Source organism: Kribbella sp. NPDC003557 (assembly GCF_040610805.1).
GTDB lineage: Bacteria > Actinomycetota > Actinomycetes > Propionibacteriales > Kribbellaceae > Kribbella.
Genome location: NZ_JBEXMY010000019.1, coordinates 16,718 through 34,599 on the forward strand (window position 1 = coordinate 16,718; position 17,882 = coordinate 34,599).

At 70.0% G+C, this 17,882-nt stretch carries 16 protein-coding genes; 5 read left to right on the plus strand and 11 right to left on the minus strand.

The window, feature by feature from the left end:
- Nucleotides 1-186 precede the first annotated feature (186 nt).
- Complete coding sequence (locus tag ABZW60_RS41375; protein ID WP_355486158.1) at nt 187-1,281, plus strand: LacI family DNA-binding transcriptional regulator; 1,095 nt, start codon at nt 187-189, stop codon at nt 1,279-1,281.
- Here ABZW60_RS41375 and ABZW60_RS41380 read toward each other — a convergent pair.
- From ABZW60_RS41380 to ABZW60_RS41390, 3 genes are all read right to left on the minus strand, one after another.
- Nucleotides 1,250-3,355 (minus strand): molybdopterin-dependent oxidoreductase, encoded by a 2,106-nt coding sequence (locus ABZW60_RS41380; protein WP_355486159.1) that lies wholly within the window; start codon nt 3,353-3,355, stop codon nt 1,250-1,252. The two genes, ABZW60_RS41375 and ABZW60_RS41380, sit on opposite strands and share 32 nt — an antisense overlap.
- Before the next feature lie 34 nt (nt 3,356-3,389).
- Nucleotides 3,390-3,902, minus strand: a complete 513-nt coding sequence (locus ABZW60_RS41385) for an AAA family ATPase (RefSeq protein ID WP_355486160.1) — start codon at nt 3,900-3,902, stop codon at nt 3,390-3,392.
- A gap of 78 nt (nt 3,903-3,980) precedes the next feature.
- Nucleotides 3,981-4,586, minus strand: coding sequence for a TetR family transcriptional regulator C-terminal domain-containing protein (locus ABZW60_RS41390; protein WP_355486161.1), 606 nt, complete (start codon nt 4,584-4,586; stop codon nt 3,981-3,983).
- A gap of 76 nt (nt 4,587-4,662) precedes the next feature.
- Here ABZW60_RS41390 and ABZW60_RS41395 point away from each other — a divergent pair, with 76 nt between their 5' ends.
- From ABZW60_RS41395 to ABZW60_RS41405, 3 genes are read left to right on the plus strand one after another with little or no spacing between them, the layout of a single operon-like run.
- Nucleotides 4,663-5,199, plus strand: coding sequence for a 2TM domain-containing protein (locus ABZW60_RS41395; RefSeq protein WP_355486162.1), 537 nt, complete (start codon nt 4,663-4,665; stop codon nt 5,197-5,199).
- Nucleotides 5,200-5,239: 40 nt separating this feature from the next.
- Nucleotides 5,240-5,881, plus strand: a complete 642-nt coding sequence (locus ABZW60_RS41400; RefSeq protein ID WP_355486163.1) for a Pr6Pr family membrane protein — start codon at nt 5,240-5,242, stop codon at nt 5,879-5,881.
- A gap of 4 nt (nt 5,882-5,885) precedes the next feature.
- Complete coding sequence (locus ABZW60_RS41405) at nt 5,886-6,536, plus strand: class I SAM-dependent methyltransferase (RefSeq protein WP_355486164.1); 651 nt, start codon at nt 5,886-5,888, stop codon at nt 6,534-6,536.
- A 134-nt stretch (nt 6,537-6,670) separates the two neighbouring features.
- Here the strand turns inward: ABZW60_RS41405 and ABZW60_RS41410 are convergent, their stop codons facing one another.
- Together ABZW60_RS41410 and ABZW60_RS41415 are read right to left on the minus strand one after the other, a co-directional pair.
- Nucleotides 6,671-7,306: a transglycosylase family protein gene (locus ABZW60_RS41410; RefSeq protein WP_355486165.1), complete on the minus strand. Its 636-nt coding sequence runs from the start codon at nt 7,304-7,306 to the stop codon at nt 6,671-6,673.
- 279 nt (nt 7,307-7,585) lie between these two features.
- A complete protein-coding gene (locus ABZW60_RS41415; RefSeq protein WP_355486166.1) occupies nt 7,586-8,122 on the minus strand; it encodes a DUF5946 family protein in 537 nt (178 codons plus the stop codon).
- A 127-nt stretch (nt 8,123-8,249) separates the two neighbouring features.
- Here ABZW60_RS41415 and ABZW60_RS41420 point away from each other — a divergent pair, with 127 nt between their 5' ends.
- Nucleotides 8,250-8,813: a response regulator transcription factor gene (locus ABZW60_RS41420; RefSeq protein ID WP_355486172.1), complete on the plus strand. Its 564-nt coding sequence runs from the start codon at nt 8,250-8,252 to the stop codon at nt 8,811-8,813.
- On the opposite strand, the gene ABZW60_RS41425 is transcribed toward ABZW60_RS41420, so the two are convergent.
- From ABZW60_RS41425 to ABZW60_RS41450, 6 genes are all read right to left on the minus strand, one after another.
- Entirely contained in the window at nt 8,792-10,477 is a 1,686-nt protein-coding gene (locus ABZW60_RS41425) for an ABC transporter ATP-binding protein (protein WP_355486167.1), read from the minus strand. The two genes, ABZW60_RS41420 and ABZW60_RS41425, sit on opposite strands and share 22 nt — an antisense overlap.
- Nucleotides 10,474-12,126, minus strand: coding sequence for an ABC transporter ATP-binding protein (locus tag ABZW60_RS41430; protein WP_355486168.1), 1,653 nt, complete (start codon nt 12,124-12,126; stop codon nt 10,474-10,476). The genes ABZW60_RS41425 and ABZW60_RS41430 overlap by 4 nt, the downstream gene beginning before the upstream one ends.
- Nucleotides 12,123-13,976, minus strand: a complete 1,854-nt coding sequence (locus ABZW60_RS41435) for a prolyl oligopeptidase family serine peptidase (protein ID WP_355486169.1) — start codon at nt 13,974-13,976, stop codon at nt 12,123-12,125. The genes ABZW60_RS41430 and ABZW60_RS41435 overlap by 4 nt, the downstream gene beginning before the upstream one ends.
- A gap of 139 nt (nt 13,977-14,115) precedes the next feature.
- Nucleotides 14,116-14,253, minus strand: a complete 138-nt coding sequence (locus tag ABZW60_RS41440) for a SapB/AmfS family lanthipeptide (protein WP_130387812.1) — start codon at nt 14,251-14,253, stop codon at nt 14,116-14,118.
- Nucleotides 14,254-14,257: 4 nt separating this feature from the next.
- Nucleotides 14,258-16,813: a class III lanthionine synthetase LanKC gene (gene lanKC / locus ABZW60_RS41445; RefSeq protein ID WP_355486170.1), complete on the minus strand. Its 2,556-nt coding sequence runs from the start codon at nt 16,811-16,813 to the stop codon at nt 14,258-14,260.
- A 231-nt stretch (nt 16,814-17,044) separates the two neighbouring features.
- Complete coding sequence (locus tag ABZW60_RS41450; protein WP_355486171.1) at nt 17,045-17,770, minus strand: TOBE domain-containing protein; 726 nt, start codon at nt 17,768-17,770, stop codon at nt 17,045-17,047.
- Nucleotides 17,771-17,882 lie beyond the last annotated feature (112 nt).

Here is a 17,882-nt window from a genome sequence, read left to right on the forward strand (position 1 = left end):
CGGCGACGCCGCACCCGCTGCCCTGGGGTTGGCGCCGACTGATAAGCCGAACCGGTTAAGTAACGACGCAAACCGTATCCCAACCGGCCCCGTCCACACCACCCTCCGCCCAACGACTGGGCGGTCACCTGAGATTTCTCACCGGCGACCGGGTTTGATCAAACGGTCACGATGTGTGCTCAGGCCATGACAGAGGGTTCGAACGGCGTCACACTGAAGGATGCGGGATCGACCGTCAGCGATCCGGCCGCCCGTAAGGAGGGTGTCGTCGTGTCTCGTGTGACCATCAAGGAGATCGCCCGGCGTTGTGGGGTCTCCCAAGGAGCGGTCTCGTACGCGCTCAACAACCAGCCCGGTGTGTCGGAGGCGACCCGGGCCCGGGTGCTGAAGGTCGCCGCCGAACTGGAGTGGGTGCCGAACCGCGCCGCCCGCCAGTTGTCCGCCGCGCGCAGTGAGACGTTCGGGCTGGTGCTCGCCAGGTCCGCCCAGACGTTGATCGAGGAGCCGTACTTCATGGGCTTCGTCGGCGGCGTCGAGTCGGTGCTCGCGGAGAAGTCCTACGCGCTGGCCCTGCAGGTCGTGGCCGACCTCGACGAGGAGGTCGCGACGTACCGGAAATGGGCGGCCGAGCGCCGCGTCGACGGCGTCATCGTGGTCGACCTGCGCGTCGCCGATCCGCGCATCCCGGTGCTGCGCAAGCTCGGTCTGCCGGCCGTGCTGGTCGGCGATCCCGCGCTCGCCGACGGGATGCCGTGCGTCTGGACGGACGGCGCCGCGGCGATGACCGCGGCGCTCGACCACGTGGCGTCGCTCGGCCACCGGGTGATCGCGCGGGTGGCCGGCCCGCCCGCGTTCGGCGACGTCTGGATCCGCGACCAGGCGTACGACGTGGCCGCCCGCCGGCTCGCGCTCATGGCCTCGACCCATCACACCGACTACTCGGCCACGCAGGGCGCCGACGCGACCCGCGAGGTGCTCGCCGCCGACCCGCGCCCGACCGCGATCGTCTACGACAACGACCTGATGGCGGTGGCCGGCCTGGCCGTCGTCCAGGCACTGGACCTGCGCATCCCCGACGACATCACGCTGGTCGCCTGGGACGACTCGCCCCTGTGCCGGATCACCCACCCGACACTCACTGCACTGAGCCACAACGTCGTCGGCTACGGAGCCGAGGTGACCCATCGCCTGCTGGATCTCCTCGCCGGCGCCCAGCCGCAGTCACACCTGTACTCGACGCCGCTGCTGCTCATTCGCGAGAGCTCGGGCCGCCGGCGGTGACGGTCACGGGGACGCCGTTCACCGCCGCGGTGCCCGCTGTGGGGTCGATGAAGGCCGTGTCGGTGATGTCGTTCGCGCTCGGGCCGGGGACCTGACTGGCCACCGAAAGTCGCGCGCCGGGGTGGTTGTGGCCGAAACCGTGCGGCAGGCTGACCACACCCGACATCATGTCGTTGCTTGAGGCAACTTCAACCGAGACGGCGCCGGCCGCGGACGTGACGGTCACCAGCTGGCCGTCGGTCAGGTCGCGGTCGGCGAGGTCGTCCGGATGCATCAGCAGCTGGTGCCGCGGCTTGCCCTTCACCAGACGCGCGGAGTTGTGCATCCACGAGTTGTTGTTACGCAGGTGCCGCCGGCCGATCAGCAGCAGCTCGTCGGGGGCGACGGTCGTCAACGCGTCGAGCCGCGGCAGGTCGTCGAGGATCATCGGCTGGGCGAGCTCGATCCGCTTCGACTTCTGGTGCAGCGCCCCGGGCAACGCCGGCTGCATCGGTCCGAGGTCGATCCCGCCGGGTGTCCGCCGCAGCTTCGCGACCGACAACCGGTACGGCCCGATCCGCAGCCCCGCGTCGACGATCCGCCGCGGCGACAGTCGCAGCCGCGCGGTTGTCTGCACGCGGCGCCGGCTCCACGGCGTACGGCGTACCAGCGCCAGGCCCAGGTCGCGGAAGATCTCCCAGTCGTGCCGCGCCGACGCGGGCTTCGGGAGGACGGCGTCGTTCCACCGGGCCGTGTTCCGGACGGCGAGCTGGTGGAAGATCACGTCGTAGTGGTCCCGCTCCAGCGGCGGCGCCGGCGGGAGGATCACATCGGCGTGCCGCGTCGTCTCGTTGATGTACGGATCCACCGCGACCATGAACTCCAGCGACCCCAGCGCCTCGTCGAGCCGGCGACCGTCGGGTGTCGACAGCACCGGGTTCCCGGCGACCGTCACCATCGCCCGGATCTGGCCCTCGCCCGGCGTCAGGATCTCCTCGGCCATCGTCGACACCGGCAGCTCGCCGCCGAACTCCGGCAGCCCGCGGACGCGGCTCTTCCAGGCGCCGACGTGGCCGCGCCCGAGCCCGAGCAACGCGTTCACCGCCGGCCGCGGGAACATCGTCCCGCCGGGCCGGTCCAGGTTGCCGGTGATGATGTTCAGCACCTGGATCGCCCACTGGCAGATCGCCCCGAACTGCTGCGTCGACACCCCGACCCGCCCGTAGCAGGCCGCCCGCTCGGCCGTCGCGAACTCGTGCGCGATCCGCCGGATCGCGTCCGCCGGGATTCCGGTGATTTCCGCCGCCCGTTCCGGGGTCCACTTCTCCACCGCGGCCTCCACCGCCGCGAGACCGTCGACGTACGCCGCGACCCGCGCCTGACTGTCCGAGATGACCTGATGGATCAGGGCGAGCAGGAAGGCCGCGTCGGTCCCGGGCCGGACGAAGTGGTGCTCGTCGGAAACCGCTGCCGTCTCGGTCCGCCGCGGATCCACGACGACGACCTTTCCGCCGCGTTTCCGCAATTCCTTGAGGCGTTTTCCGAATCCGGGTGCGGTCATCATGCTCCCGTTCGACGCCAGCGGATTCGCGCCGAGCATCAGCAGGTACGACGTCCGGTCGATGTCCGGCACCGCGATCATCAGCTGGTGCCCGTACAGCAGGTACGCCGCGAGCATGTGCGGCAACTGGTCGATCGAGGTCGCGCTGAACCGGTTCCGGGTGCGGAGCTGCCGGACCATCGTCGGCAGATGGGTGAGCGCGCCGAGGCTGTGCACGTTCGGGTTCCCGAGGTACACCCCGACCGCGTTCCGTCCGTGCTCGCGCTGGATCCCGGTGAGCCTGCCGACGACGAGCTCGTACGCCGCCTCCCAGCCGATCTCCTGCCAGCCGTCGGCCGTGCGCCGGACCGGGGTGGTCAGCCGGTCGGGGTCCTCCTGGAGATCGCGGAGCGCGACCGCCTTCGGGCAGATGTGACCGCGGGACAGCGGGTCCGACTCGTCGCCGCGGATATCGGTGACCCGGCCGTCCTCGACGGTGACGAGCACGCCGCAGATCGCTTCACACAGGTTGCAGGACGTCCGTCGTACGGTCATCCACTCAAACTACCCCCGGGTAATGAATGCCGCACTAGTCGAAGCGCGCCTCGTCGAGCCGGCCGAGGATCGCGTCCACGGTCTCGCCCACCGACAGGTCGGAGTTGTCCAGCCAGAGCCCGCGCCGCGGACTGAACGCGTGCAGCTCGTAGTCGAGCTCGTCGACCAGATGGTGCGCGCCGCCGAGCCGGGTCGAGATGACGTCCGGCCGGGGCGTCAGCACGACCAGGTAGCGCGGCCTGGTCCGGATTCCGTCCAGGAACTCGCGCAGCAACTCGCCGATCACCACGTCCTGCAGGACCACGGTGAAGCCGGCCTTCGCGTACTCGTCGGCGGCCAGGCAGGCGAGCCGGTAGCGCAGCTGCAATTGGCGTTGTGCCTCGAGCACGTCGTCGGCCATCGATGCCTGGCCGCTCACGATCATCCGCCGGAAAACGTCCCCCCGCAGGTGCACGCCGTACTGGAATCTCTCGGCGAGCATCTGGGACACCGACGACTTCCCCGCCGCCATGATTCCGCTGACGACGATCACCCCCTCGGACTCCATGCGGTGATCGTGCCACGTGCCGCGCGGTTTTGGTCCGGTCTCGGCAATTCTTGTCCGAAAACCCAGGTTTGTAAGGGGTTACTGCCGGGCCATCAGGGTCTCGAGATGATGCCGCAGCAGTTGCCGGACCCGGGCCGCGCTGGTGCGATCGGGCTGGATGGCGGCGTGCAGTGCGAGGCCGTCGATGAGGGCGTGCAGCCGCTCGGCCTCCCGGCGGACGTCGAGGCCGTCCTGGAGCGCGCCGTCCGCGGCGAGCGCGTTCAGCAGTGACTCGCACAGGTGACGCAGGCCGTCGTGCACGGTGTCGACGTGCGCGCGCAGTCCGCCGGCGCCGGACTCGGCCTGGGCCTGCGCCATGAATGCCATCCAGACGTCGAACTCGGCGCGGCGCTCGGCGTCCAGCGGCAGCGCCTCCTCGAGGTACCGCAGCGCGATCGTGGTCGCGGAGCCCTTCGGCTGGATCGCGGCGACCCGCTCGGTCACCCGGCGCGAGACCAGGTCCATCGCGAAGCTGAGCAGGCCGTCCTGGTCGGGGAAGTAGTACCGCACCGCGCCCGCGGACCAGCCGGCCTCGGCGGCGATCGTGCGGACCGAGGCGGCCCGGATCCCGTCCCGGCGGACCACCCGCCAGAGGGCTTCGGCGATCTTCTCGCGGCGGGCGGCGTGGTCGACGATCTTCGGCATGTGGTCCTTTTTAGCACAGCTGTGTTAGTCTCGTTTTACAACACGGTCGTACTGAAAAACTCGGGAGGGAACAACCGTGCTGCTTGCTGTCATCGCCGCGTGTGAGATCGGGTTCTGGGTCCTGCTCGTCGCGGGCCTGGTCGCCCGCTACCTGCTGCGGCTGCCGAAGGCCGGTCTGGTCCTGCTGGCCGGTGTCCCGCTGGTCGACGTCGTGATGCTGGTCGCGAGTGTCGTGGACATCCATCGGGGAGCGGAGCCGTCGTTCAAGCACTCGCTGGCCGCGATCTTCATCGGCGTCAGCGTCGGCTTCGGTCACCAGACGCTGAAGTGGGCGGACCGGTGGGCCGCGCACTACATGGCCGGTGCCCCGCGCCCGGTGAAGCCGCCGAGGAAGGGGCCGGAGCGGGCCCGCCGGGAGCGTGCCGGCTGGTTCCGGCATCTGCTCGCGTACGTCGTCGGCGTCGGCATCATGATCGGCCTCGGTCTGCTCTCCGGCCGCGGGTACGACGCCGCGCTCGGGCCGGCCTGGACGTGGACGATCGTGCTGGTCATCGACGCGATCGTGTCCTTCAGCTACACCTTCGAGGGCGCCGACGAGAAGCAGTCCGCATAACCTCCACGGCCCGGGCGGTTACTCGGCGTACATTTCCTGCATGACGACGGTTGGGCGGGTGTGGGCGGCGATCACCGCGGCGGTCGTGGCGTGCGGGATCGTCGTGCAGCTCTTTGTCACCGCGAACGGGCACGAGGGGTTCTTCACGGACAACCCCGAGCGCGTGTTCAACGTGTTCGCGTACTTCACGATCCAGTCGAACCTGCTGCTCGGCGGCACGGCACTGGTGCTCGCACTGCAGCCCGGCAGGTCGGGCGGCGAACTGTTCAAGACGCTGCGGCTGAACGGCGTGCTGTGCATCGCGGTGACCGGGATCGTCTACCACCTGGTGCTGGCGAGCTCGGCCGACTTCCGCGGCTGGGCGGCGGTCGCGGACTTCCTGCTGCACACCGTGTCCCCGATCGTCGGAGTGCTCGGCTGGCTGGCGTTCGGGCCGCGCGGACTGACCGACTGGCGGATCGTCGGCTGGTCGATCGTGTATCCGCTGCTCTGGCTGGCGTTCACGCTGATCCGCGGCGAGTTCGTCGGCTTCTACCCGTACCCGTTCACCGACGTCGGGCTGCACGGCTACGCACGGGTCTTGCTGAACTGTCTGCTGGTGGCGGTACTGTTCCTGGCTCTGGCGGCGGGAGCGACCACGCTCGACCGCCGCCTGCGCCGGAAGACAACCGTCGAAAGGTAGACCTGTGCTGGTGACCTCGCGCTCGTACGCCGAGTACGAAGCGATGTTCGACCTGGTGGAACTCCCCGAGTCCGTGCTCGACTGCTGTGCGGGCGGCGCCGGCTTTACCGCCGAGGCCGCGGCCCGCGGCGTGGACGCGATCGCCGCCGACCCGGCGTACGAGCTGGATCATGCCGAACTCGTCGACAGCGTCCGGCGCAGCCTGCCGGCCACGTCGGGCATCGTCGACGAGCACGAGGGGAGCTTCGTCTGGCACTGGTACGGGTCGCCGGAGCGCAAGGACCAGTATCGGATCGAGGCGGCCGACCGGTTCCTGCAGGACGTCGAGGCGGCGCCGGAGCGGTACGTCGCCGCGGGCCTGCCGGACCTACCGTTCGGTGATCGCCGGTTCGAGCTGGTGCTGTGCTCACATCTGTTGTTCACCTGGGCCGGCAAGTACGACCGGGACTGGCACGAGGCCGCGTTGCGGGAGCTGATCCGGGTCAGCAACTCCGAGGTGCGGATCTTCCCGCTGGTGCAACAGGGGGCCGGGGCAACGATCCCCTGGCTGCCGGAACTGCTGGAGTCCCTGGACGGCGTCACCCACGAGATTCGCAAGGTGCCCTACGAGTTCCAGGTCGGTGCCGACCAGATGCTGGTCATCGCCCGCGCCTGAAAGTCTGGTGCTTCCCGACCCATCGCGCTCACGGATGAGTTGCGCACTCACCCGTCACGATGGGCGGGAAGCGGTCCAGTGGGCCGGACGAGCGTGGGAGGACGGTCTACCGTCGCCCGCCCGGCCGGGTCGACTCAGCGCAGGTACTTGCCGCAGACTGGCCACGGGGAGGCGCCGCGCTGCGCGTAGAGCTTCTTCGCGCGCATCAGCTGCTCGCCCGCGGAGGCCTTCGCCGGGTTGCCGGAGCCGCCGACGCTGCGCCAGGTCCGCAGGTCGAACTGGAACAGGCCGTAGTAGCCGGCCGGGTTCACAGCGCGCGGGTTGCCGCTGGACTCACAGTTCGCGACCTTCGCCCAGGCGCCGCTCAGGTTGGCCTTGCCGCTGCTCTTCGGGCGGTCCTCGGACCGGCTGGTCTTCGCCTTGCGCTCGGTCTTCGAGCTCTTCTTCGTCTCGGCCTTCTCGGCCTTCTTCTGGGTGGCCCGCGGCGCCGGGTCGGCGGCGGCCTTCCGCACACCGTCGAGCGTGAGGGTCTGCCCGATCAGGATGAGGTTGGGGTCCTTCAGGTTGTTGATCCGGGCCAGTTCGTGCCAGTCGGCGCCGTTGGCCTGGGCGATCTCGGAGAGGGTGTCGCCGGACTTGACCTTGTAGTCGGTCGCGAACGCCGAAGCGGCGCCGGCGGCGGTGATACCGGCTCCCAGACCGGCGATGGAGATGGTTCGGGCCACCCGGCGAGTGCTTCGCCGGGCGCGCGCATGTCGGGCCTTGGACATCTGGAACGCGCTCCTTGTGAGCTTGGGCATGGTAAAACGCACCGTGCAGGGGGAGGCACCCGGGCGCGTCGCCGACCAGGTCACGGGACAGCGTCCGAATGGTCACGCCACGGTAACGACGCGACCTGAGTCATCCTCTGTGAGGTTCACCCGAAACGCAACCCCGGATCGCGATCTGCCCCGAACTTTTTCCGGGGCCTGACCTACCGAAACCCCAACAACAGAACGGTTTCCGGGTTGCGACACGCCGAGCGCCGAGCGTGGGAACCGATCAGTTTTTCACCGCTTGAACCAGCGTTCCGGGACCAGTCGCACGGTCAGCTCGCGGATGGTGTCGCGGTCGGCGTCCGGCCACGACCCCCAGACCTCGCGAGCCCACTCGAGCAGCGCGGACTCGACCTCGTCGACGCCGCCCGCGGTGAGCACGTCGTACGCCGTGAGCTCGCCGACGCGCGCCGGCGGGACGAGCCGTGGCCAGTCGTCGTACGAGTTCGCCATGATCCCGTGCGCGGTGCGGACGTCGAGGTTGCCGGAACCGCGCTCGAGGAACATGTAGAGGCCGTTGAGCGCGAACACCGGCCCGATCCGCGGGGCGGCGGGGTCGACGTGCTGAGCGCCGTACGCGTCGATCCGGAGCTGGTGCAGGTATCCGAGCCGGGCCGCGTGCTGCACCTCGAAGCCGAGCAGCTCGCCGGCGGCCTCCGCGCACTCGGCGGACGCGTTGTACTTCGTCGTACCGGGCCACGGTGAACCCGGCAGCACGGCGCCGCAGCCGGGACAGGTCGTGGATTCGTGCGTGCCCTTCGGTGCGTTCACTCGTTGATCGAAACACGGGCAACCGCCGTCCGGCAGCTGGATTTCACCGCTGGGGGTGGTGAGGCGACGGACGGTGATGGGGGCAGAAGCGGTGATCCGAGTGGCTCTCGGCCATCGTGGCACGTTGGTGCGTGGTGCACTGGCCGCGGTGCTGGCAAGGGAGAACGACCTGGACGTGGTGGCCGAGCTGGACTGCTCGGAGGACGTCCTCCAGGTGGCCGGGCGGCGTCCGGAGGTGTTCCTGCTCGACCCGCAGCTACCCGGCCGGATCCGGATCGAGGAGCTCTGCCGCAAACTCGCCGGACGCGGCGTACTGGTGCTGATCGATCACGAGGCGATCGCCGCGACCAGCCTGGCGCTGGTGAAGCAGGCGCCGCGGATCGGCCTGATCGCGACCGACGCGACGACCGACCAGTTGGTGCAGGCTGTCCGCGACGTCGCGAAGGGGCTGCCCGTCGTCGACGTACGGCTCGCTGTGGCCGCGCTGAAGGCGGGAGACAACCCGCTGACCGATCGGGAGTGTGAGGTGCTGCGCCAGGTCACCACCGGCGCCACCGCGCAGGAGGTCGCCCGGACCCTCAGCCTGAGCGCGGGCACCGTGCGCAACTACTTGTCCAGGATCCTTGCCAAGACCGGCTCCCGCAGCCGGATCGAGGCGATCCGGAAGGCTCAGGACGCGGGCTGGATCTGAGTGCCGGGCGTCCAGTTGCCGTGCAGGTCGCGGTACATCCGGGACGTGCGCATCAGGGTGACATGCGTCCCGAGCATCGCTTTGTTGCCGTCGAGCACGAGGATGCGCCTGGCGCGCAGCGCCGAGCTGATCCGGTGGGCGATGACGATGAGCGTTCCCTCCCGCCTGGCGAAGGCTTCCTCGGCCTGACGCTCGGCCTCGGCGTCGAGGAAACAGGTCGCCTCGTCGAGGACGACGAGCGGCGCGGGTGACAGGTAGGCGCGGACCAGCGCGAGGAGTTGCTTCTCGCCGGCCGAGAGCTCACTCGGCCGGACCGCCGCGTGCAGGCCGCCGAGCCGTTCGACGAGCTGCTCGGCGCCGACGGTCTTCGCGGCGAGCTCGAGCTGGTGATCCGTTGCGTCGGGCAACAAGTAGGCGAGGTTGTCCCGAACGGTGCCGCTGAAGACGTAGGCCTCCTGCGGGATCAGGACCCGGGTGTGCGCGAGTCGCTCGATGCCGACATCGGTCGGAGGTGCACCGCCGAGCAGCAGGGTGCCGTCGGTCGGCGCCAGCATGCCGCAGACGAGGCCTGCCAGGGTGGACTTGCCGATACCGCTGGGTCCGACGACGGCGAGATGTTCACCTTCGGGGATCGTCAGCTCGAGCTTGTCGAGCACAGGCTCCGCCTTGGGGCCGTACGCGAACGTCAGCCCGCGCAGCCGGACCTGGTAGCCGTTCGGTCCGTCGGCGGTGCGCGGCGCATCGGTCGGAGTCGACGTGTCGAGGATCCGGCCGAGCGTGATGACGTAGCGCAGACCGCTGTCGCCGAGGGCGTTCATCACCGTGTTCAGCGCGGGCTGCAGACCGATCAGTACATAGGTCAGTCCGCCCAGCAGAGTCCCCGTGCTGACACCGCGATCCACCAGCCACGGACCGGTCGCGAGCAGGATCAGCAGCGGCAACCAGCCCCCGACCGCGAAGCACAGCGTTCGCAGCGCGGACACCTTCGCCAGTGCTCGCTCCGCCGCCGCGTGCGCCTCGATCGGGCGGCCGGCCAGCCATTCGGCGTACTCCTCGGTCCCGGCGGCGCTGATGTCGCGGACGCCGCCGAACACCATCCCGGCGGAGGCCGCGAGGTCCTCGTCCGCGGTCAGCGACGCCCGCACGCGATCCGCCGCCAACCCGAGCACCGCCAGCGACAACGCGAACCCCAGCAGGAACGGCGGTACGACGAAGGCGGCGACGAGCGGAGCGAGCGACAGCAACCCGGTCAGTACGCCGAACAGCGTGACCGCGAAACTGCGCAGCACGAGGACCAGGCCCGCGAACGTGTCCCGGACGATCTCGACCTGCCGGTTCAGCCGCGCGACCGCGCCGTCGTCCCCGGACCGCAGCGCGCCGCCGACGACCCGCCGTACCAGATCGTCCCGCAACGGCTCGACCAGCTCACCGAGCCGCCCGTACACCTGACGCGCACCGGCCGCACCCAGACCGGCGGTCGCAACCAGCCCACCCAGCCAGGCGATCCCCGGCCACAGATGACCACCGAGAAAGCTGTCCGTCGCCCGCGCCACCGCGATCCCGTACACCGCCGTCGGCAGGATCTCCGGTACCGACCACCCGATCAACCCGACCGTGGCCCGCGACCGCAGCGCGGCAGCGCCGTACGACAGCTCTCGTTTCATCCGAAAACGGCTCGATAGGAGGTGTTGTGCCAGAGGTCGGCGTGGGGGGCGATGGCGCGGACCTGGCCTCGGTCGAGCCAGATGACCAGGTCGGCGCGGGCCGCGGTGGCGGGGCGGTGGGTGACGATCAGGCGGGTGCGGTGGTGCCGGTCCTCGGTGAGGGTGCGGCTGATCTGGCGTTCGGTCGCGGTGTCCAGGCTCGACGTGGCGTCGTCGAGCACCAGCAGCCGGCGGGCCGGCCAGGCCCGGGCCAGGCCGAGGCGCTGGCGTTCGCCGCCGGACATCGGTGCCGTGCGCAACGAAGTGAGGTACCCGTCGGGCAGCCGGCTGACGAAGTCGTGGGCATGCGTGGCACGGGCGGCCGCGAGCGTGCGGACCGGGCTGACCGCGTGCGGGTCGATCGCCTCGCCGATCGTCCGGCCGACCAGCTGCGGACGCTCGAACGCACACCCGACCGCACTGCGCAGCGCATGCCGGCTGACGGCCTGCAGCGGTACGCCGTCGAGCGAGACCTGGCCGGTCGACGGATCCCGCAGCCGCGCCGCGACTGCCGCGAGCACGGACTTGCCGGCGCCGCTCGGGCCGACGACCGCGATCGTGATGCCGCCCGGGAGCTCGAGATTCACGTTGTCCAGCAGGACGTTCCCGTCGGCGACCACGCTGACGCCGTCGAACGTCAGCTGCCCGGGACCGGACGGCAGCGGCAACGTACCGTGTGCGACGGGCTCGATCGCGATCACCTCGGCCGACCGCCGGACACCCGCCTTGGCGCGGGCGAGCTCGCCGAGCACGCCGGTCAGGTTGCCGAGGCCGGCCCCGAGGACGGCGTACTGCGAGGCGGCGAACAGCTCGCCCGCGGTGATGTCGCCGCCGACGAGCTGGACGCCGCCGACGGCCAGGACCGCGACCAGGACCAGCGGGCCGACGACCGCGGCCTGCGCGCCGGAGCGGGCCAGGATCCGCCAGGTGACGACGCCGTTGCGGTGCAGCTCGGGCAACAGACCGAGGATGCGGCGCTCTTCGTGCTCCGTCGTACCGGCGGCGGTGATCGTGCGGATGCCGGTCAGCGCCTCGGACAGCAGCGCGGCGATCCGGCCCTGGGTCTCCTGATAGGCGAGGCTGACGTCGGCGGTCCGCTTGGCGAAGGTCCAGAGCACGAGGACGACGAGCAGGACGCCGCCGAAGAACGCGGCGGCCAGCCACGGGTCGATCACGGCCAGCAGGACGAGGCTGCCGAGCGGGGGAGCGACGGCGGCGATCGCCGTCACCGCGGCCGGCCCGGCCTGGGCGGCGTCGGTCGCGTTGGCCGAGACGCGGGTGACGAGGTCCCCGGTCTCGAAATCGCGCGTACCGCCGGGGCCGCCGCGGACGACGTGCCGGACCAGGCGGTGACGGAGCCAGGCCGTGGTCTCGGCGACGCACGCCGCGCCCGCGAACGCGTCGATGATGCTGGCCGCGATGCCTAGCCCGATCAGCGAGGCCGCGACGAGGAGCCAGCGGGTGTACCCGGCACCGGCCACGATCGAGTCGACCGAACGGCCGAGGACCGTCGGGAGCGCGAGCGTGACGGCGCTGCCGATGAGCGCGTTGACCCCGATCAGCGGCAGCCAGCCCCGCCCACGCTTGGCGACCTCGCCGAAGGTGATCATCGGTCCAGGCCTGTCTGATCGGCGACGAACGCGAGCATGTCGGCGGCGAGGCTGATGCCGCCGGTGGTATGTCCGGCGTCCGGCTCGAACCTCAGCAGGACCGGCCGGCTGCCGGCCGTCGCGTGTTGCAACGCCGCGCACATCTTCCTTGCATGCAAGGGATCCACGCGGGTGTCGTTCCCGAAGGCGGTCAGCAGGACGGCCGGGTACTTCACGCCGTCGGTGACCCGGTGGTACGGCGAATAGGAGAGCAGGTTCTTGAAGTCGTCGGCGTCCTGCACCGTGCCGTACTCCCCGGTCCAGCGCTCGCCCAGCCCGGAGAGCTCGTAGCGGACCATGTCGGTCAGCGGGGCCGAGCAGACCGCCGCGGCGAACAGCTCCGGGCGTTGGGTGAGAGCGGCCGCTGTCAGCAGTCCGCCGTTGGATTCACCGCAGATGGCGAGCTGGTCGGCGGTGGTCCAGCCGTCGGCGATCAGGTGCTCGGCCGCGGCGATGAAGTCGTCGAAGACGTTCTGCTTGTTGTGGCGTGTGCCGGCGTGGTGTGAGCTCCCGTCGCCACGGACGGTTGCCGTCACGAACGTCCCGCCTGCCTCGACCCAGGCCAGCGCGAAGGCGGAGTACGTCGGCGTGAGCGACTGCCCGAACCCGCCGTACCCGTAGAGGAGCGTCGGACGCGGTCCCGGCTCACCGATCACGTGCAACTCGACACCGGATCTGGTGACCAGCTTCTGGACCTTGGCTTCGCTCGCGCCACCTCCGCCCCTGGCTGTCGTGGAGTCGCTCCCGGCGTCGTAGCAGTACACGGTCGGCGGCGTCACGCTGTCCGTGTAGCTGAACCAGGCCCTGTTGCCGTGCGCGCTCAGAGCGCCGACGGATCCGTGGCCCGGGAGGGCCAGCGTCGTGTGCAGCCGGCCGCTCTCGCGCTCGTGCACGGCGATCTCGTCCGTCGTGCTGACCAGGACGACGTCGTCGAGGATGGCGAGGCCGGTCAGCGGTTTGTCGGGGCGGATGTAGTCACGCCAGACCGTCGGCTCCGCCGGGTCGCCGACGCAGATCCGCCCGGTGGGCGAGTCCTGCGCGGTGACGACGTACAGCCGGCCGTCCGGTGCTACCGACATGATCGTGGTGGCGGGCTGCGGGAGGTGCCGCGGCGGTACGTCGGTGGTCAGGTCGGCGAGCCACACGTCGTTCGCCGTACAGATCGTCAGCCAGCGGCCGTCGGCGCTGATCTCCAGGCCGTACGACGCTTCGTCGGCGAGGAGCGTGAGATCGTCTGGGTCGCCGACGCGGTGGCGGCGCACCTGACGGAAGCGCACGTAGTAGAAGGTGGCGCTGTCCGGGAGCCAGGCCACCGGCGAGTAGCGGCAGCCGTCGATCGGGCCGTCGACCACCTGGCCGCTCGCGATGTCGAGGACGCTCAGCGACGACCGCTCGTCGCCGCCGCGGGAGAGCTGGAACGCGAGCTTGGTTCCGTCCGGCGAGGGCTGCCAGGCGTCGAGCGTGGTCAGGCCGCTCGGGTCGAGCTGCTTCGGATCGATCAGCGGCGTCTCGTCGACGTACAGGACGGCGTGCTGCTGCCCGGCCTCGCGGCGCAGGGTGAAGCAGCGGTCTCCGCGCCAGACCGGCGTGGACACGCTGCTGACGTCCGACAACCGCCGGACGTGGTTCTTCCAGCCGAACCGGCTGGTCAGCGACGCGGCGTACGTCAGCCAGAGCTCGTCCTGGTCCCGCAGCCAACGCTGGGTCTGCGTGGCTGTGGGGTCCTCGAGCCGGCGGTACGGGTCCGCGACGTCACAACCGTGCACCTGCTCCACGAGCGTCAGACGCTCGGCGCATGGATAAGACTGCACGGGTCGATCACCTCACTCTCTCCCCTTGTCCCACCAACACAACGAGCAGGCGGGCCCGGGGCTACAGCCCCGACAGCCAGGTCGGCCCTGGGCGGTATGTCCACCCAGGGCCTCACTACCTGGCAATTCAGGTGCCGTATCAGTGGCAGAGCAGCAGGCTCAGGTTGCTCGGGGTCTGCGAAGCGCAGCCCAGCACGGTCAGCGTGGAGCCGCCGTGGTGGTGGCCGCCGTGGCCGTAACCCGGGGTCTCCAGACCCTGAAGGTCGAGAAGTGCCATGTTTTTACACCTCCTTCGGTGCGGATCGTCGGGATGGAGACTCGGACCACTGGGGAGGTCCGAGGAACGGGAGGGACACCGGCGCGTCGTGCAGCGCCGTGCCCAGGGCCAGGAGTACGCCGGCCGATCCGGTCGCCAGGTCCATCGAGAGACGGAGCAGCTGGTTGCCCGGGAACGCGAGACCGCCCTCGAACGGCATCGCGTGCCAGCCGAGACCGTGCACCAGGTCGTCGACCTGGTCCTCGAGTGCGGCGGCAGTGAGGAGGATGCCGGCGCGGCCCATGAACAGCCCTGGCTGGACGTAGTAGTCGCAGTGCGTGACCCGCAGCAGCTCCTGCAGCTTCGCGCTCAGCTCGTCGCACGGACGGTGGCGCAGGTACCGCTCGAGGACGAGCGCGATGCCGGCGGACCCTTCCTCCAGGTACGGCAGGGTTCGCCAGCCCTGGTTGACCTGACGCATGCCGTCCTCGGTGAGCACGGTGCGCTTGAGGTCCTGCCGGATCGCGATCTCCGCGAGGTCGAGCAGGCCGGTGTCGCCGAGCTGCTCGAAGGCGTTGAGGAAGAGCAGCGCCGGGCCGGACGACCCGTACATCAGGCCGGCGCGCGCGTGCTGCCCGCCGCTGATCTCCGGTACGTCGGCCTCCAGCCGGTCGGCGACCAGGTCTAGGACCCGGACGGCCTTCGCCCGGAGCGCCGGCTCGGTGTCGAAGTGCAGGAGGTTCAGACCGATGCCGGCGAGGCCGGAGTGCAGCCCGAGCTCGCGGGAGCTCCAGTCGTCGGCGAGGGTCCGGTCCACCAGGTCCAGCGCGTCCTGCCGGTAGCCCAGCTCGTCGAGGACATGGGCGACACCGTGCAGACCGTCGTACAGCCCGGGGCCGGTCTCGGTGCTGACGGCTTGTTTGCGCAGCCAGTCGTCGTACTCCGGGAAGCGGCCTGCTCCGGTCCTGGCGAGCGCGTACAGCACACCGGCCGCGCCGGTCGCCAGGTCGATGCCGCCGCCGTCGCGGAACTGCGCGATGTCGCCGGGGAACAGCCGGTCGGTGCGCTCAGGTGTCGCACTCGCGACGATCGCCCGCGTGAGAGCTTGGCGTACGTCGGTCCACCCGGCCTGACCGGGGAGTGCGATGCCGTCCAGCTCGTTGGTCGCGCCGGCGCCGACGATCGTCCGCACGGCGCCGTCGAGCGTGTCGCGTGGTACGGGGAACGTCTCGGCGATCATGTCCGCGAGCTGGAACGCCTTGCCGGGATGGAGATTCAGCAGAATCGTTGCCTGCGGCGCGTAGACGCCGAGCGCGATACAGGCCAGCGCATAGCGGTCGACGGCGACGCCTTGCCGGTCCTGCGGAGCGGCGTACCCGGGATGGGCGAGCGTCGAGCGGGCGCGGTCCTCGGCCTTGGTCGCAACCTCGAAGTCGATCAGCGTGAGCTTGCCGTTCACGTCGAGGAGCAGGTTGTCCGGGTGCAGGTCGCAGAACACCACACCGCGCTCGTGGAGCTGCCCGACGGCCTCGCCGACCTTGGCGATCATCGCGGTCGCCCACTCGGCGTACCGGGTCTTGTCGGCCTCGGTCGCGTCCGGGTGCGTCAGCGGATACCGCCGGACCAGCTCGCGTTGCAGAGACACAGAGTCGATGTGCTCCTGCACGAGGAAGTGATGGTCGCCGAGCTGGAGGTAGTCGTGCGTCTTCGGCACGGCGTCCAGACCGGCGAGCTGCTCGAGGATGTCGCGCTCGTGGGCGATCCGCGCGACCGCGTCCCGTCCGGACATGTCGAGTCCGGCGTACGGCCGGCCCTCCTTGAGGACGACGCGGTCGCCGGTCTCGTTGTGGTGGCCGAGGTACACGCCGCCGCCGTTGGAGAACTGGATGACGCCGTCGATCGTGTACGCGAGGTCGTTGGTGGTGACCGCGTTGCGGGCGTCGAGGTGCGGCTGCAGGAAGTCCGGCAGCTGGATCCACGGCGGTGTGACGAAGGTCGGGCCGCGGTGGTCCGGGACCAGGGTGCCGTTGGCGTCCTCGATCGCGAGCACGCGCTCGCCGTTCGCGTTCAGGCAGTGCCTGCTGACGAAGGCGCCGTACCTGGTGAAGAGCGGGCCTTCGGCGTAGCGCAGATCGCTCAGGATGTAAGGGCCTTCGACGCCGCGGAGGACCTCGTTCAGCTCCTTCAGCACGAGCTCGAGCTGGGCCTCGTCCGTCGGGTAGATCGTCACCAGCTTGCCGCTCGACCCGCGGGGAGCGGCCTTGGAGTTGACCATCACCAGGACGGCCTCGTTGCGCAGGTACTTGAACGCGATGCCGCGCGGGACGCAGTACTCCCACACGGCCTCGAGCGTCCGCTCGACGTCCTGGAGCCGCGCGGAGACGTGGATCTTCCAGCCCTGCTTCGGAAGCTGCAGGTCCTCCGGCGCGTAGTGCATCCACTGCTCGCCCGGCACATGCCGCCAGCCGGCCGGCACCGCCCGCCGCGTGATCGCGAAATCCGGATGCCGGGCACCACGGTTGGCCGGCGTCTCGTAGAACCGCCGATCCGCAAGGCAGTAGAACTCGTAGCTCTCGTGCATGACTGTCCGACCCCCCTTTCCTGGTGCTCGCCACATCTTGGGCGCCCGGAGGGGGGTCGGCGTAGTGCACGATGTCATCACTCTCGTGTGAAGAACCCACACACTACGAGTGAGTAAGTAAACACTCTTCGTTACCTGGCCGCGCGCTGTGAGCGTGAATCGGCCTGTAACACCATGTCAATCCACGACAACCCCGTCACGGGCCGTAACTTCCGGACTGATGCGTCGTGCTCACACCGGGTAGGTGTGGACCTCGGTGGCTTTGAGGGTGGCGTGGAGGGGCTGGCCGGGGGTGAGGTGGAGGTCGGCGACCGCGGCGGTGGTGATGTCGGCGAGGAGGTCGGCGGGGCCGGCGGGGGCCGCGTCCAGGCGGACTCGGACGGTGTGGGCGTGCTGTTCGATGCCGGTGACGACGGCGGGCCAGGTGTTGCGGGGGCTGCCCGACGGGGGCTCGGGATAGAGGCTGACTGCTGCGGGCGGGAATGCTACGTGCACCGGACCGGTGGCTGGCTCGGCGAGGGTGATCGTGCCGCCTTCGGTGAGAGTGACCGTGGTGCCGGACGCATTGCCGCGGTACAGGTTCAGACCGACCAGCTGGGCTACGTAGTCGGTGCGCGGACGGTGGGCGACCTCGGTGGGCTTGCCTTCCTGGACGACCTGACCGTTCTCGATGATGACTAGGCGGTCAGCCAGGACCATGGCGTCCAGCGGGTCGTGTGTGACGAGCAGTGTGCGGCCTTCGAAGCGTGTGAGGTGCTGTCCCAGTTCGGCCCGGACGTGCAGGGTCGTGCTGGCATCCAGCGCGGCGAGTGGTTCGTCGAGCAGCAGGAGCTCGGGGTCTGTCGCCAGTGCACGCGCCAGCGCGACCCGTTGTGCCTGGCCGCCGGACAGCGCGCGGGGCCTGGTACGGGCGTACTCCGACAGGCCGACTGTTTCCAGCCAGCGCGCGGCGTCCAAACGGGCGGTCTGTTTCTTGAACCACCCCGGGTTTGATGCACACCTCCTTCGTTGGGAAGGTGGCATCTATGCCGAGGAAGTACGACGCGCAGACCCGGGCCAAGGCGGTTCG

Excerpts from the sequence above, each read along its gene's own strand:
- ABZW60_RS41375 (WP_355486158.1), top strand. The coding sequence starts at position 187 with ATGACAGAGGGTTCGAACGGCGTCACACTGAAGGATGCGGGATCGACC.
- ABZW60_RS41380 (WP_355486159.1), bottom strand. The coding sequence starts at position 3,355 with ATGACCGTACGACGGACGTCCTGCAACCTGTGTGAAGCGATCTGCGGC.
- ABZW60_RS41385 (WP_355486160.1), bottom strand. The coding sequence starts at position 3,902 with ATGGAGTCCGAGGGGGTGATCGTCGTCAGCGGAATCATGGCGGCGGGG.
- ABZW60_RS41390 (WP_355486161.1), bottom strand. The coding sequence starts at position 4,586 with ATGCCGAAGATCGTCGACCACGCCGCCCGCCGCGAGAAGATCGCCGAA.
- ABZW60_RS41400 (WP_355486163.1), top strand. The coding sequence starts at position 5,240 with ATGACGACGGTTGGGCGGGTGTGGGCGGCGATCACCGCGGCGGTCGTG.
- ABZW60_RS41410 (WP_355486165.1), bottom strand. The coding sequence starts at position 7,306 with ATGTCCAAGGCCCGACATGCGCGCGCCCGGCGAAGCACTCGCCGGGTG.
- ABZW60_RS41425 (WP_355486167.1), bottom strand. The coding sequence starts at position 10,477 with ATGAAACGAGAGCTGTCGTACGGCGCTGCCGCGCTGCGGTCGCGGGCC.
- ABZW60_RS41430 (WP_355486168.1), bottom strand. The coding sequence starts at position 12,126 with ATGATCACCTTCGGCGAGGTCGCCAAGCGTGGGCGGGGCTGGCTGCCG.
- ABZW60_RS41440 (WP_130387812.1), bottom strand. The coding sequence starts at position 14,253 with ATGGCACTTCTCGACCTTCAGGGTCTGGAGACCCCGGGTTACGGCCAC.
- lanKC (WP_355486170.1), bottom strand. The coding sequence starts at position 16,813 with ATGCACGAGAGCTACGAGTTCTACTGCCTTGCGGATCGGCGGTTCTAC.